Below are 14,823 nucleotides of genomic sequence, written 5' to 3' on the forward strand. Positions count from 1 at the left end.
TTTTTAAGGGAGAGCACATCTTGAAAAACATAACGATTATTATCATAGCGCTCGTTCTTGCGCTGGTAACAGGCTGCAAGAGCGTGCAAGCAAAGCCGTTTGCGCCATACAGCTCCTCTTGCAGGGATTGTTATGTATCGGTGAGCACCACCATGCAGATGACGGTAAGCATCTACTCTATATAAAGGAATAAAAACACTCACAGCAAAACAAACCCCCCGATGCCGGTTAAGGCATCGGGGGGTTTGTTTTTACTAGAGCAATTTACGCATTGGCGGCAAGCTTTTTCATAGAAAGCTTGTGGAGCACAACCAGTGCAACCAGCAGGATTAGGATAGAGGAACCGAGGGTGAGCCATAGATTCGCATGGGTGAAGCCTGCAACCAGATAACCAAAGAAGCAGCACACCGCGACGGTGAGCGCATAGGGCATTTGGGTGGAGACATGCTCAATGTGATCGACCCCCGCGCCTGTGGAGGAGAGAATGGTAGTGTCGGAAATGGGCGAGCAATGATCGCCGAATACCGAGCCTGCCAGTGTTGCAGAAAGCGAAACCACCATAAGCTCCGGAGCGATTGCCATGCATACGGGAACAACGATGGGGATAAGAATACCAAAGGTACCCCATGCAGTGCCCATGGCGAACGAAAGGAACGCTGCAATTGCAAAGATGAGCGCAGGGATGAGCGCGGCAGGCATGTTGCTGCCCTCTACAATACCCTTAACGTATTCGCCGGTGGAAAGCAGGTCACGGCAAACGCCGCTGATGGTCCATGCGAGAATGAGGATGATATCAGCGGGAATCATAGATTTTGCACCCTCGGTGATACCGTTCATAAAATCACGGAACGAAACCACCTTGCGGGGAACAAACAAAACAAATGCAACCAGCAGTGCGGCAAAACCGCCCAGAACCAGTGCTTCGGCAGCGACACAGTTGCCAAACGCAGCAGCTATGTTGCCGGCAATGGCAGGGTCGTCGCCCCAGAAGCCACCGTTGTAAAGCATTGCCAAAATTGAGAATACAATCAGTGCACCGATGGGGATAAGCATATCAAATACTCTGCCCTTGTCTGAGATTTTTGTGTTGTCCTGCATCTCAACGTCAATTGCACCGAGATCACCTTTTTGTGCCCTTAGCTCGGCTCTTTCCATCGGCCCGAAGTCCAGGTTGGTAACGGAGAGAGCAATTACCATAACAATGGATAAGATAGCGTAAAGGTTGTACGGAATCGTGGAGACAAATGCCGCAAGGTCGCTGTCAAACGCGTTGGTAACGCGCAGGTTTGACCCAACTGCCGCTGCCCAACTTGAAATAGGAGCAATAATGCAGATCGGCGCAGCGGTCGCATCAATAATGTACGCAAGCTTTGCACGCGAAATGCTGTATTTATCGGTAACAGGCTTCATAACAGTACCTACGGTAAGGCAGTTGAAGTAGTCATCAATAAAAATAAGTGCGCCCAAAGCAGAGGTTGCAAGCAGCGCAGAGCGTTTGCTTTTCAGCTTGCTGCCTGCCCACTGGCCATATGCACGTGAACCACCCGCCATGGTAACCACCATAACCAGTGCGCCCAACAGCGCAAGAAACAGCAGAATGCTCATATCAATTCTGGATGCCATCAGCTTAAAGGTGGTGTCGACGGTGCCTACAATTGGGTTGAGCCCGGTGTTCAGCGAATAAATCAGTGTGCCGGATAGGATTCCGATCATCAGCGAGGAAATAACCTCTTTGGTAATAAGTGCAAGGCTGATGGCAATAATGGGTGGAAGCAGGGATAAAAACCCTACCTGAATTGCTTCCATGAAGAAAAAACCCCTTTCCAAAATTCCTTTTTCGGCTCGTCTGCAATGCTGTGAGGCAGCCCCAAGCCAAAGTTTACAAAAATTATCATAACACAACTCGCATAGGCACACAAGGCAAAAAGTTTACAATATCTTCATATTCTGCCGATTTAATCAGATAAAGCAAATTAGACATGCTTTTTTGGTTAAAATGACGGTATCTTTGTTATTCTTGCAAAAACAAAGCAAAAAGCAGGACGTTCTCGTTTGAGAAAACATCCTGCTGCAGGGATTCTTCCGTTTTGGTGCAGATTTTATACGTTTCTGTTACATCAAAGGGGCAAAAGCGCGAAGAATGGAGCGGAGAAGCCGATGGCGGCGTGTGATGCTGCGGGATGCCTCAAGGGTAATCTCCTGCGAGGCGGCAAAGGTTTCGAGAATATCGTTTTTTACCTGCTCCACAATGGAAGAGCAGTAGAATAAAACACCGCACTCAAAATGAAGGTAGAAGCTGCGGTAATCCATGTTAGTGGTACCTACCATGGCAACCTCGTCGTCACATACCAACATCTTTGCGTGTATAAAGCCGGGGGTATATTCGTAAATTTTTACGCCCGCCTCAATCAGCTGATAGTAGTTGGACTGTGTTACCATATGCACAAACCATTTGTCGGCAATGTGCGGGGTGATGATGCGTACATCCACGCCGCTTTGTGCTGCTATGGTGAGCGCAGTGATCATCTCGTTGTCGAGAATGAGGTAGGGCGTAGTGATATAAACGTATTTTCTGGCACAATTGATCATCTGAATGTAAGCGTTCTCCGCCACATTAAAGTTGTCGATGGGGCTGTCGCCGAATGGCTGTATATAGCCATCGCTTTCAAACTGCTCGGTTGGCATATAGCGGTCGAGGTCAAGGCTGACATCGTTACTGAACTCCCACAAGTGAATAAACATCAAGGTGAGGTTGCGTACTGCGTCACCGCGTAAAACCACAGCAGTGTCTTTCCAGTGCCCGTGCTTGGGGAATGCGTTGATGTATTCATCGGCAAGGTTGATGCCGCCGCAGAAGCCTACATTGCCGTCGATAACGGTGATTTTACGGTGGTCGCGGTAATTCATTGCGCTGGAAAGGCGGGGCCGAAACGGGTTAAATACCGTCACCTCAATGCCGGCCTTGCGCATCTGCCGGTCGTAACCGGTGGGAAGCGTTTGGATGGAGCCGAGATCATCATACATAACTTTAACCTCAACACCCTCAGCCGCTTTTTGCTTGAGGATTTCAAAAATAGGGTCCCACATTTTGCCTTGCTGCACAATGAAATACTCCATAAAGATGAACTTTTTTGCTTTTTTCAGCTCTTCCAGCAGAGACACCCATTTATTCTCGCCAAGCGAAAAGTAACCCGCTTGTGTATTTTTGCATGCGGGGAAGCCGGAAATACGTGCCACATACTCCGACTGGCGAAAGAGCATAGGGTTATACTCCTGCAGCTCTTGATGTATTTTTTCATTTTCATCGAAATGATGGTACTGATCGTTGGCATAGTTGCTGATTTTAGTTTGCAGCTTTTTGTTCAGGCTCTTGTTTCCGAACATCACATAAAACAGCCCGCCGAATAACGGCACCAACAGGATGGGGATGCACCATGCCAGCTTATAGGTGGGGTTGTCCGGCTTGCCGATAATCCAAAGAATCACGGCTAGGCTGGCAAACTGAAGGCCCCAGTAAACATAAACCCATTTTTCGCTGAGTGACATGACCAGAGCTATTATAAAGAAAAGCTGTACCGCAATCAGTAGGGCGACAATGACCATCCTGCTGAATAAGAACTTTATAATCTTTTTCATACGACCACTCCTCTATATCTCGCTATCCAAATTTTATCATGATTTCAAAAAGTTTTCAATTAAAAGAATGCCACCCGCTTGCAGCGAATGGCATTGCAATATGGCTATTGTAGCAAAAAAATGCGAAAATATAAGGGTGGTGCACTAAATTTTACGTTTGACCCATTCATAAATGTCTTCGTAGACCGCATTGCGGTTCAACTCATTCAGCATCTCATGGCGCCCGCCTTTGTAAAGCTTGAGCGCCACATCAAACAGTCCGGCATCCTTTATCATCTCGTACACCTTTTGCACACCTTCACCGTAGTTACCCACGGGGTCATCCTCACCCGAAAAAATAAAAATAGGAAGGTTTTTGGGCAAACGATGCGCCCAGGTAGGCTGGTTGGCAAGATTGGTGAGCGTGAACAAATCACGGAACGCCGCATTTGTAAACAAAAAGCTGCAATTAGGGTCGGCACGGTATGCGTCTACAATGGCATGGTCGCGTGTCAGCCAGTCTTTATCGGTGCGTTTTTCAAAACGGTCGTTATACTTCCCAAACGCTAGGTTATCCAGCAGCTTGCTGCGCTTGCGCGGGCCTTGTGTTTTACACAGCAGGTTTGCCAGCTTAATCGCTACACCGGTGAGCGGGTTAGGCCCGCCGGTACCGCTGATGATTGCACCGTCATATTCCTCGCCGAAATCGGCAAGGCAGCAGCGTGCAACAAACGAGCCCATTGAGTGCCCCAGTAAAAAATACGGCATACCGGGGAAACGCTCCTTCATTTGCAGGGTGAGGGTATGAACATCGGCAACCAGATGACTGCAACCGTCTTTTTCAGAAAAAAAGCCCAGCGCGGCGGCATCGGCCGCCGAATGGTGGTGCCCAATATGGTCGTTGCCGCACACCATAAAGCCCTTGCCACATAAAAATTCGGCAAAATTATGGTAGCGGTCTATGTACTCGCACATGCCGTGCGAAATTTGCACAATGGCTGTTATGTCAATATCGGTTGGGATGAACAGCTTGGCGGATACGGTATCGGTACCGTTTGCACTTGGATAGCTGATTAGTTCTGTGTTATAACCCATTCTGTTACTCCTCCTGAGAGAATATGGTTAAAGCCTGCTTTCCGTCATCGTTGGCAGTACCTCTCCGTCCAGTGTTACGGAGAAAAAGCTGGCGTGCTCAAAGCGCGTCCAGAGTTTTGGTAGTATGGAGTTTTCTCCTTCGCGCATACCGGTGACAACGTTAATTGCTTTGTTATCGCGGATAAAATTGGCGATTGATTTTAGGGAATCGGTGGAATATTGGATGGACATCACTGCATTGTTTTGTTTTGATACTTCAAACAGGTATTCCAGCGCATCCGTGTCTTTTTTTACATCTTCGGGGTTCATCACACTAATAACGGTGAGATCGGTTTTTGAAATATCGGCAATGACACGCCCCGCTTGAATCAGTCGTTCACATTGCCGCTGATTGGTGACGCATACGACGGTAGAATTTAAAATAATATCCTGTGTAGGGTTGCTGTAGCTTGTTTCAGCTAAGTTCATAAGGACTTACCCCTTCATTTTATTGCAGCAGAAGACATTCTGCCACCCATACACAGTATACTATACATTTGTAAACAAATCATTAGCATAACTAAAACAAACCTATTTTCGCTTTGCAACAAAAGCAAGGGCGAATACCGCGCCTACAATATAAATGCCGCCAAAGAGCATGGCTTTATTACTGCTGTCCGGCGTGGTTTCCTCCTGCAATCGTGGGGGAGTGTACTCGGATGAGGGATCGGAGGCCATTGGCACAACCGTTTCAATGGAGGCGAGCAGCTTGACTTCCTGCTTGGACGACGAAGCTTTGCTTGCTCGCTCAGACCGGGAAGAGCTTGCAGCGCGGCTGCTGCTTACTTCCGATTTGGATTCGGAGGAATCTTGATTCGATACCCTTTTTGTAGAGGTTTTGCCACCGACCGGGCGTTGGAGATCGGGGTCTGTGGAAGAGGAGGAAGGCTGTGGCTCTGATTCACTACTGGGGGCAGAAAGGCTGCCTTCGGTGACGTCGCTGCCGATAAAGCTTGCCTGCGCCAAGCGCATACTGCCCGTGGAGGTATTGGGAGTTGTTCCGCCGCCTGCAAGCGCAAAGGAGCGCATCTCACGCAGCTCCAGCCGAATGTAGCGCGTGCCTGCGGGGATGGGGCAGGAGTAGGTTTCGTAGTAGCAGCCATAATCCCCGCCTTCCTCCGCTGCGCTGCGGATAGAATTGAGAACGGGTGAGGCAGGAGAAAAGCTTTTATTGTCGGCAGAGCAGGAAATGGAAAGACCATATGCCGCGGTATCCTCCGAGGGCGCTTCTCCGGGATTAAAAACAAACAGGAAATCTCTTTCCCTGAGGTGCATCGTCTGCCAGCCAAGATCCGGTGTATAAAGGTACATGCCGTCCCCGCCCTTAGACAGCTGAGGGCGATAAAAATGCGACAAATCAGATCCGCGCCCATAGCCAAGCCTATAGATACCACCGCTTTTTGAAGCCGCAGTGGAAAAAATGCTGTAAATAGAAACCGAGACCGACTGCGCACCCGATACCGCATAGAGTGCAAAGGAGGGATTGGCCGGGCTTGAAAGCGACAAAGCCGTAGCATCGGGGGCAGAGGGCCACCCAACGTCTACGGCTACGTTGTTTTTAGAAGCAACTAAATTGGAATAGCTGCGCCAAGTATCGCCTTGTGCAGAAGCAAAGTCATCCGTTATGGATGCGGCAAAGGCGGTTACAGGCAACAGGCATGCGATGCACACACAAAAAAAGAGGAACCTTTTCATATTGTCGTACCCCAAACTTCTGAATTAATACCAGTTTAACACAATTTTGGAAATACAACAACAAAATTTTACATAATTCGACAAAATATGAGTTACAGCGATTCCGTTTGCAAAATGGTACTATTTGCGTACCCAAAGGGCACGATGTTACAGCACTGGTATTGGAAGGCTGCATACATGGCCGCCGGTGCCTACTTTTCCGGTTTATTACCGGAAAAACCCGAGAGCTGCTCGGCAATCGCCTGAAACTGCTTCAGTGTAAGTTGCTCGGGGCGTGCGGTAAGGGAAATTTCCGCGCGCTCCAGCGCTGCGTTCACCGCCGCCTTTTCCACCCCCAGCGCCGAGCAAAGCGAGTTGGCGACTGTTTTTCTGCGCTGCGAAAACGCGCCTCGAACCACCTTGAAAAAGTGAGCCTCATCCGCTACCTGTACTGCAGGGGTATCGCGGATATCCAGCCGAATGACGCAGGAATCTACATCGGGTGAGGGCATAAAGCTGCCGCGTGATACCCCAAACAGTACCTCCGGCTCGCTGTAATAGCGCACGGCAAGGCTGATCGCGCCCACATCGCGCGTGCCCTCCTTTGCACAGATGCGCTGTGCCGCTTCTTTTTGTACCATAACCGTAATGGATTTGATCGGCAGCTTTGCTTCCAACAGCCCCATTAAAATGGGCGAGGTGATGTAATAGGGCAGGTTTGCGCAAACCGCAACCTCCATCCCTGCAAATTCCTCGGCAATCAGCTTGGCAAGGTCTACCTTCAGCACATCCTCGTTAATAATTTTAATATTATCGAATTCGCCAAGAGTTTCGCCAAGAATGGGCAGCAGGCGGCTGTCCAGCTCGATGACAACAACCTTGTCGGCGCGGCTTGCCAGCTCGTAGGTGAGCACGCCAATACCTGCGCCAATTTCGATGACGCCAACCCCTGCGGCTGCGCCGCCCATTTCGGCTATGCGCGGGCAGACAGACGGGTTGATGATGAAATTCTGTCCCAGAGCTTTCGAAAAGGTAAATCCATGGCGGTTTAGAATATCTTTAACGGTACCAATGTTGGTCAAATTAGACATCGGGTAATCCCTCCGGTTTTTTCTGCGTTGGTGTTTTGATATTTTCTTAATGATTGCTCTATACAAAGGGTGAAACAGTTTATTATGATAAATGATACCGCAAGCGTAGTTCGGTGATATCATTGCCTTTCTTCGGTGGTTGCCGCGTAAGCGGCGAGCCGAAGGGGATTAGAACGAGTATAATAAACGCTTTTGCGTTTATTATACCATATTTTCTTTCTGTTCGTCACAAAAAATGGATTTGCGGCAGAAGGATAAAAAATATTGCGAAGCATGCGCAATTATACTATAATAGGTGCAGACAACACACTGGAAAGGGTGAAGATTTATGACGCGACGCGACAAAATCAATTATTATCTGGATATTGCGGAAACTGTACTTACGCGCGGAACCTGTATGCGCCGGAACTTTGGTGCAATCATCGTAAAAAACGATCAGATCATATCCACCGGTTATGTTGGCGCGCCGCGCGGGCGCAAAAACTGTACCGACTTAGGTTACTGCACCCGTGAACGCCTCAAGGTGCCTCGCGGCACAAGGTACGAGCTGTGCCGTTCGGTGCATGCCGAGGCGAACGCCATTATTCACGCACAGCGCAGCGACACCATTGATTCCACCCTGTATTTGGTAGGGCGCGAATATCAAAGCGGTGATTACGTCAAAGACGCAAACCCCTGCGCCATGTGCAAGCGATTGATTATCAACGCGGGCATCACAACCGTAATTGTGCGTGACGACAAAGAAAGTTTCCGCACCATCAGCGTTGTAGACGAATGGGTCATGGACGACGAGTCGCTGGACGAAATCATTGGTTACTAAATGAGGTAAGAATCTTGTTATAATCAAAAGCCATCTGCGCGGAGCGGATGGCTTTCGTTTTCTGCTGAAGCAAGCAGCCACAGTAAAACAATTGTTCTTTTTGATTGCGCAAAGATTAAAATCAAGGTATAATATAGTATGTATGTTTATGTGACATATTACAGCGGCTTTTGTAAAGAATACCTAGTATCAATTCGGAATTTTTGGAGGATGATACGATGCGTAAAGAGCAACAGCTGCAGCAGGAAATAGAAGAGAACGAGCAAGAAAATGAACAAGAGAACGAACAAGAGAACGAGCAGGAAGTAACTGCGGATGATCAGCAAACCAGCCAGATTTTACAGACCGGCTCGATTACAGGAACCAAGGGGAAACACGTGATTCACTGCCTCACCATAATTGGGCAGGTGGAGGGGCATTTTATTTTGCCGGCACAGAACAAAACTACAAAATATGAGCATGTCATTCCACAGCTTGTCGCCATTGAGCAGGACCCTGATATAGAAGGCTTAGTGATTATACTCAACACCGTGGGCGGTGATGTAGAGGCCGGACTTGCGATTGCAGAACTGATTGCGGGGATGAAAAAACCCACCGTATCTCTGGTTTTGGGCGGCGGACACTCCATTGGCGTACCGCTTGCATGCAGCGCAAAGTATTCCTTGATTGCACCCTCGGCGACAATGACGATTCACCCTGTGCGCATGAATGGGCTGGTGCTCGGTGTACCGCAGACCCTTTCTTATTTTGACAAGATGCAGGAGCGCATTGTGCGCTTTGTTACCGATAATTCGACCATTTCACCCGAGCGCTTTCGCGAGTTGATGATGAACACAGGTGAGATGGTGATGGATGTGGGCACCGTGCTGGATGGTGAGTCCGCCGTTAAGGAGGGGCTAATCGATGAGCTGGGCGGACTTTCCCGAGTGGTAGAAAAGCTGTACGAGCTGATTGAAAGCAACCCCGCAGGCGCAGAAAAACCGGAGGATAAGCCGCAGCCTGCCAAAGAGGAAGCAGCGAAAACCCCTAAACCCAAAACAGCAAAGCCCAAGCGCTCCGGTACAAAATCGCGAGTGCGTAAAGCAAAGGAGGCAGCGCAATGACGCATTTGCACACCGTTGTTCCAATCGAGCAGGTGTTCCCGAGCGAGCCTGCGAAAACTGAAATGGTAAGCGTAGGTAGCACTTTTATTGAAGGGATGCGCGGCGAAAACGGCATTCAGATAACACGCCTGATTTCGACCGACCCAAAGATGTATCTTGATGAAAGGTATGCACCCGGGCAGAACTATAGAGACCGTTAGCTGGCAACAGAGAGGATAGAAGACATGGCAGAAAGAAAGAGCGGTGGCACCGCTACCAAACGTAAAAATTCAGAGCGGGCAAAGCGTGCCGCAGAGACCAAAGCGCGGCAGGAGGCGCAAGCCCGTTACCAAAAGCAGCTTTGCGCGCTTGGCTTGTTTGCTGCAGGCATTTTTTTGTTTGCGGTGTGCATTGTTGAGGGCCAAAACTTTTGGACAACGCTGCACAACAGCCTGTTCGGGCTGTTTGGCTGGTGCGCATTTTTGCTGCCGGCTTCCCTCATCTACATTGCGGTGCTTGCCACAATGGATAAGGGCAATATCAAGCACAAGCTGTGGCAAACCGGGGTGCTCATTCTTTTGCTATGCGGTATTACGCATGCGTTTGCGATGGGTGACTTTGAAAGCGCGGGCTTGTGGGACAGCATTGTGTACCTGTTTGAAAGTGGCATTGAGCTGCGTGGGGGCGGCCTTTTTGCCGGTGTTATAGGTGTACCGTTTACCGCGCTGTTTGGCGCAACAGGTGCAAAGGTCACCATGATTATTCTCATTTTTGTGTTCCTTATGATCATCACCGGCACAACCCTGCACGAATTTATGAAGAGCGCCTACAAACCGGTGAAAAAGATTGAAGAAGCTTATATTGAGCGTGCGGAGGAACGCCGCACCGTTTCGGGCGCGCGATTTAACATTGATGTGCCTTTGGCGGAGGAAGAGCTGCCGCAGCACCCGGTGCAGTCTCCAAAAGCTACAATGGAGTATACCGACAGCATGAAGATGGAAAGAGACAAGCTGCTTGGTAAGGATGGAGAAAGCTTTACCGGCGACCCGCCCAAGGCAAAAGGTCTTTTCGGGTTTGGCAAAAAGCAGCCTGCCGCAGCACCGGCAGACAAAGCGGACAAGCTTGGAATTGACGATATTGTCAACAAAGCCATGGGGCTAGAGGCAAATGCCTTCAAGCCCGTTTACATATCAGACGCAGATGCGGAAAGCGGCATGATTTCGGAGCCGACCGCACAGCCAAAATCCGATGATGGTCGGTTCTGTTTTCAGGTTGGTGTAGAAGAAAAGATTGAAAATGAGTTTGGCAGCGATTCTTCTGATGAGACGATGCAGTACCGCGGAGCAGTGACTGAGATTCCTGTAGAGCAGGTGAATAGCCTACCGCTTGAACCGATGGATGCGCACACAATGCTGCAGCGCGCCCTTGCTGAGGAGCTTCAGCCAGAGGAGGATACCCACATTGACGGGCGTTTCCAGGCAAAATTTACCGAGGTAGAGGGCAAAGAGGATTTCAATGCTTATATCTTCCCACCGATCAATCTGCTGAAAGAGACGAAAAACGATTTGTCGGAGGATGTACCCGATGAGCTCAAAGCCAACGCACAGCGGCTGGTGGATACCCTGAACAGCTTTGGTGTGCAGACACGTATCATCGATATTTGCCGCGGCCCCGCTGTTACCCGCTACGAGCTGCAGCCCTCGGCAGGTGTTAAAATCAGCAAAATTACAGGACTTGCCGACGATATCGCACTAAACCTCGCGGCGGCGGGTGTTCGTATCGAGGCTCCCATCCCCAACAAGGCGGCGGTGGGCATTGAGGTGCCCAACAAAACCATCAGTATGGTGGGAATTCGAGAGCTGATCGATTCGGACGTGTTTATGGATGCACAGAGCAAGCTGACCGTTGCACTTGGTAAGGACATCAGCGGCAACATCACCACCGCCGATATTGGTAAGATGCCGCACGTGCTGATTGCGGGTGCGACGGGCTCGGGTAAATCGGTGTGTATCAACTCCATTATCATCAGCCTGCTGTATAAATCTACCCCTGATGAAATCCGCCTTTTGATGATTGACCCCAAGGTGGTGGAGCTGGGCGTTTACAACGGCATTCCGCACCTATTGGTGCCTGTTGTCACCGACCCGCGCAAGGCGGCAGGTGCGCTGAATTGGGCGGTTTCTGAAATGCTAAACCGCTACAAAATTTTTGCCGACAATAGTGTGCGCGACTTAAAAGGCTACAACAAGCTCGCAAAGCAGGAGGACAGCCCCCTGCAACCTATGCCCGAGATCGTAATTATCATTGATGAGCTTGCCGACCTGATGATGGCAGCCCCGAACGAGGTGGAGGATGCGATTTGCCGTCTTGCACAGATGGCACGTGCCGCGGGGATGCATCTTGTCATTGCAACACAGCGCCCGTCGGTTGACGTTATCACCGGTGTTATTAAAGCCAATATTCCAAGCCGTATTGCGTTTGCGGTTTCATCGCAGATTGACAGCCGCACCATTTTAGACGGCGGCGGTGCGGAAAAACTGCTTGGGCGCGGCGATATGCTGTTTTTGCCGGTAGGTGTTTCAAAGCCCACGCGTGTGCAGGGGTGCTATGTCAGCGACAAAGAGGTTGAAAAGGTTGTTAAATTCGTCAAGGACAGCCAAAACACCGAATACGATGAGGAAATTATGAACGAGATTGAACGGCAGGCGGTTACCGAAAAGGGTAAAGGCAGTGGAAGCGATGGCGGCGGTTTTGACGCGGAGGATGAGATGCTTGCCAAAGCGATTGAGGTTGTCGTTGAAATCGGGCAGGCATCCACATCGCTTTTGCAACGCAAGCTCAAGCTTGGCTATGCCCGTGCGGCGCGTATCATTGATGATATGGAGGAGCGGGGCATTGTGGGCCCGTTTGAGGGCAGCAAGCCGCGCGCTGTGCTCATCACTCGTCAGCAATGGGTAGAAATGAGAATGAACAGTGAGGAACAGACAGTTTAAAACGAAACAAACCGACACCATAAATTGAAAGGGGTTTTTCACGATGGCATATGCATTTACAGATGATTTAAGAACAGGCAATGCAACGATTGACCACCAGCATGAACAGCTGTTTTTGGCTATTAATAATTTGTTGGACGCCTGCTCGCAGGGCAAAGGACGTGCGGAGATGGACAAAACCGTGAAATTTTTGTACGACTACACCATAAAGCACTTCAGCGATGAAGAAAAACTGCAGCAGCATTCGCAATACCCCGATTACTTAAACCATAAAAAATACCACGAGAGCTTCACCGGCGTGGTCAGAGAGATTATGGACGAGCTGGAACAGAAAGGCCCGTCCTTGACACTGGTGTTCAAAGTGAACCAATCGGTTGGCGGTTGGCTGATCAACCACATTAAAATAGAAGATGCAAAGGTTGCTGCGCATATCAGGCAGCACAACGGCTGAGCCGCAGCTTAACCCAAGCAGAGGGGCGGGGAACCCGCCAAAAGGAGATTTTATGCCATTTTTACCACTGAATAAACAGGAGATGCAGGAACGCGGATGGGACGGTGTGGATTTTGTCTGTGTAACAGGCGATGCGTACGTCGACCACCCAAGCTTCGGCATCGCCATTGTCTCACGTGTATTGGAGGCCGAGGGCTTTCGCGTGGGGATGATTGCACAGCCCGATTACCGCAGCGCCAAGGCGTTTGATGTATACGGCAAACCAAAGTACGGCTATTTTGTCACGGGCGGTAACATCGACAGCATGGTGGCGCATTACACCGCCGCAAAACGCAAGCGCAGTGATGACGCCTACACCCCCGGCGGCAAGGCGGGCAAACGCCCCGACCGTGCCACCATTGTTTACTGCAACAAAATTCGTGAGCTTTACCCCGATGTGCCGATTATGATTGGCGGCATTGAGGCAAGCCTGCGCCGCTTTGCGCACTACGATTACTGGGACGACGCGGTTCGCCCCTCTATTTTAGTAGATTCACAAGCGGATATTTTAAGCTTTGGCATGGGCGAAAAGCAGACAGCGGAGATTGCGCACCGCCTTGCTTCGGGCGAAGACGTACACAGTATTACTGATATACGCGGCACATGTTACATCGCAGCACACGGCACGCCGGTAGAGAATGCAGTATCCATCGCCTCATTCGCTAAGGTGAGCGCCGAGAAAACCGCCTACGCCAAGGCGACGAAACAGCAAATTGATGAGCAAGATTATGTGTACGGCAGACCCATTGTGCAAAAGCATGGCGATGTGGTTGTGGTGCAAAACCCGCCCATGACCGCGCTGAGCCAAGAGGAGCTGGACCGGGTATTTTCGTTGCCGTTTATGCGCTATTACCACCCCAGTTACGAGGCGCAGGGCGGGGTTGCGGCCATTGAAGAAGTCGAATTTTCGATTATGCACAACCGCGGCTGCTTTGGGCACTGCAACTTCTGTTCCATCGCGTATCATCAGGGTAGGCATGTCACCTGTCGCAGCACGCAGTCGGTCATCGAAGAGGCAAAGGCATTCACTAAAAACCCACGCTTTAAGGGGTATATTCACGATGTAGGCGGCCCTACCGCGAACTTCCGCCTGCCAAGCTGCAAAAAACAGGAAAAACTGGGGCTGTGTAAAGATAAAAAGTGCCTTGCACCCGCCGCATGCCCTGCTTTGCAGGTTGACCACAAGGAGTACCTCGAGATGCTGCGCGAGCTGCGTGATATTCCAAAGGTAAAGCAGGTGTTTATCCGTTCAGGTATTCGTTACGACTACCTAATGCAGGATCAAAACGATGCTTTCCTCAGAGAACTGATTACCCACCATGTAAGCGGACAGCTCAAAGTTGCGCCCGAGCACTGTTCCGCACAGGTGCTCGATCGTATGGGTAAACCGCATATTGAGGCTTACAACCGCTTTCAAGAGAAGTTTTATCAGATTACAGGGCGCATCGGCAAAGAACAGTACTTGGTGCCATACCTGATGTCATCACACCCGGGATCTACGCTTAAAGATGCGATTCAGCTTGCGGTGTTCCTGAAAAAGAACAACATCCGCCCCGAGCAGGTGCAGGATTTTTACCCCACGCCCGCAACAGTTTCGACCTGTATGTTCTATACGGGGATAGACCCCTATACCATGAAACCGGTTTATGTGCCGAAAACAGCGGAGGAAAAGGCGATGCAGCGCGCACTGCTGCAATACTTCCGCCCTGAAAACCGCCGCCTGGTAAAAATGGCACTGCTGAAGGCGGGGCGCTCTGATCTCATCGGCAACGGCAAAGAGTGCTTGATTGCACCCGATAAAGATTTTGTAGAAAAACAGAAACATATTACTATGCGTAAAGAAGAGGAACGGCGCGGCAAGCCTAAGAGCACCAGCCGTTACGCAAAGGGCAAACCAAAGCAGCGCCCAAAGGCAAAGCCATAG

13 protein-coding genes are annotated in these 14,823 nt (G+C 50.1%); 7 read left to right on the plus strand and 6 right to left on the minus strand.

The genetic code is table 11. The features are described from left to right. Window positions 1-20 precede the first annotated feature (20 nt). Window positions 21-185 carry a hypothetical protein gene (locus RTV33_RS03405; protein ID WP_312641556.1) on the plus strand — a complete coding sequence of 55 codons (165 nt, stop codon included), beginning with the start codon at window positions 21-23 and terminating at the stop codon, window positions 183-185. A 79-nt stretch (window positions 186-264) separates the two neighbouring features. Here the strand turns inward: RTV33_RS03405 and RTV33_RS03410 are convergent, their stop codons facing one another. The 6 genes from RTV33_RS03410 to rsmA all read right to left on the minus strand — a co-directional run bounded on the left by RTV33_RS03410 (window position 265) and on the right by rsmA (window position 7,514). Next, window positions 265-1,806, minus strand: a complete 1,542-nt coding sequence (locus RTV33_RS03410; RefSeq protein WP_312641558.1) for a Na+/H+ antiporter NhaC family protein — start codon at window positions 1,804-1,806, stop codon at window positions 265-267. A 306-nt stretch (window positions 1,807-2,112) separates the two neighbouring features. Next, window positions 2,113-3,636: a cardiolipin synthase gene (gene cls / locus RTV33_RS03415; RefSeq protein WP_312641560.1), complete on the minus strand. Its 1,524-nt coding sequence runs from the start codon at window positions 3,634-3,636 to the stop codon at window positions 2,113-2,115. Window positions 3,637-3,780: 144 nt separating this feature from the next. Further along, window positions 3,781-4,710: an alpha/beta fold hydrolase gene (locus RTV33_RS03420; RefSeq protein ID WP_312641562.1), complete on the minus strand. Its 930-nt coding sequence runs from the start codon at window positions 4,708-4,710 to the stop codon at window positions 3,781-3,783. Between the two features lie 27 nt (window positions 4,711-4,737). Continuing rightward, complete coding sequence (locus RTV33_RS03425; protein WP_312641563.1) at window positions 4,738-5,178, minus strand: hypothetical protein; 441 nt, start codon at window positions 5,176-5,178, stop codon at window positions 4,738-4,740. 102 nt (window positions 5,179-5,280) lie between these two features. Beyond that, on the minus strand, window positions 5,281-6,444 hold the full coding sequence (locus RTV33_RS03430) for a hypothetical protein (protein ID WP_312641565.1): 1,164 nt from the start codon (window positions 6,442-6,444) through the stop codon (window positions 5,281-5,283). A gap of 191 nt (window positions 6,445-6,635) precedes the next feature. Further along, on the minus strand, window positions 6,636-7,514 hold the full coding sequence (gene rsmA / locus RTV33_RS03435; protein WP_312641567.1) for a 16S rRNA (adenine(1518)-N(6)/adenine(1519)-N(6))-dimethyltransferase RsmA: 879 nt from the start codon (window positions 7,512-7,514) through the stop codon (window positions 6,636-6,638). Window positions 7,515-7,842: 328 nt separating this feature from the next. Between rsmA and RTV33_RS03440 the strand changes: the two genes are divergently transcribed. The 6 genes from RTV33_RS03440 to RTV33_RS03465 all read left to right on the plus strand — a co-directional run bounded on the left by RTV33_RS03440 (window position 7,843) and on the right by RTV33_RS03465 (window position 14,823). Beyond that, window positions 7,843-8,334: a dCMP deaminase family protein gene (locus RTV33_RS03440; protein WP_312641569.1), complete on the plus strand. Its 492-nt coding sequence runs from the start codon at window positions 7,843-7,845 to the stop codon at window positions 8,332-8,334. 218 nt (window positions 8,335-8,552) lie between these two features. Then, a complete protein-coding gene (locus tag RTV33_RS03445; protein ID WP_312641571.1) occupies window positions 8,553-9,437 on the plus strand; it encodes an ATP-dependent Clp protease proteolytic subunit in 885 nt (294 codons plus the stop codon). Further along, window positions 9,434-9,637 (plus strand): YlzJ-like family protein, encoded by a 204-nt coding sequence (locus RTV33_RS03450; RefSeq protein WP_312641573.1) that lies wholly within the window; start codon window positions 9,434-9,436, stop codon window positions 9,635-9,637. Before RTV33_RS03445 ends, RTV33_RS03450 begins: the two co-directional genes overlap by 4 nt. Before the next feature lie 24 nt (window positions 9,638-9,661). Further along, window positions 9,662-12,409, plus strand: coding sequence for a DNA translocase FtsK (locus tag RTV33_RS03455; protein ID WP_312641575.1), 2,748 nt, complete (start codon window positions 9,662-9,664; stop codon window positions 12,407-12,409). Between the two features lie 43 nt (window positions 12,410-12,452). Beyond that, a complete protein-coding gene (locus RTV33_RS03460) occupies window positions 12,453-12,860 on the plus strand; it encodes a bacteriohemerythrin (RefSeq protein WP_312641577.1) in 408 nt (135 codons plus the stop codon). Window positions 12,861-12,912: 52 nt separating this feature from the next. After that, window positions 12,913-14,823, plus strand: coding sequence for a YgiQ family radical SAM protein (locus RTV33_RS03465; protein ID WP_312641579.1), 1,911 nt, complete (start codon window positions 12,913-12,915; stop codon window positions 14,821-14,823).

It is taken from the genome of Hydrogenoanaerobacterium sp., assembly GCF_032017025.1.
Lineage (GTDB): Bacteria > Bacillota > Clostridia > Oscillospirales > Ruminococcaceae > Hydrogenoanaerobacterium.

Bases quoted from the DNA above. Each gene is read 5' to 3' on its own strand.
- RTV33_RS03410 (WP_312641558.1), bottom strand. From the start codon at position 1,806: ATGGAAGCAATTCAGGTAGGGTTTTTATCCCTGCTTCCACCCATTATT.
- cls (WP_312641560.1), bottom strand. From the start codon at position 3,636: ATGAAAAAGATTATAAAGTTCTTATTCAGCAGGATGGTCATTGTCGCC.
- RTV33_RS03420 (WP_312641562.1), bottom strand. From the start codon at position 4,710: ATGGGTTATAACACAGAACTAATCAGCTATCCAAGTGCAAACGGTACC.
- RTV33_RS03425 (WP_312641563.1), bottom strand. From the start codon at position 5,178: ATGAACTTAGCTGAAACAAGCTACAGCAACCCTACACAGGATATTATT.
- RTV33_RS03430 (WP_312641565.1), bottom strand. From the start codon at position 6,444: ATGAAAAGGTTCCTCTTTTTTTGTGTGTGCATCGCATGCCTGTTGCCT.
- rsmA (WP_312641567.1), bottom strand. From the start codon at position 7,514: ATGTCTAATTTGACCAACATTGGTACCGTTAAAGATATTCTAAACCGC.
- RTV33_RS03440 (WP_312641569.1), top strand. From the start codon at position 7,843: ATGACGCGACGCGACAAAATCAATTATTATCTGGATATTGCGGAAACT.
- RTV33_RS03445 (WP_312641571.1), top strand. From the start codon at position 8,553: ATGCGTAAAGAGCAACAGCTGCAGCAGGAAATAGAAGAGAACGAGCAA.
- RTV33_RS03450 (WP_312641573.1), top strand. From the start codon at position 9,434: ATGACGCATTTGCACACCGTTGTTCCAATCGAGCAGGTGTTCCCGAGC.
- RTV33_RS03455 (WP_312641575.1), top strand. From the start codon at position 9,662: ATGGCAGAAAGAAAGAGCGGTGGCACCGCTACCAAACGTAAAAATTCA.
- RTV33_RS03460 (WP_312641577.1), top strand. From the start codon at position 12,453: ATGGCATATGCATTTACAGATGATTTAAGAACAGGCAATGCAACGATT.
- RTV33_RS03465 (WP_312641579.1), top strand. From the start codon at position 12,913: ATGCCATTTTTACCACTGAATAAACAGGAGATGCAGGAACGCGGATGG.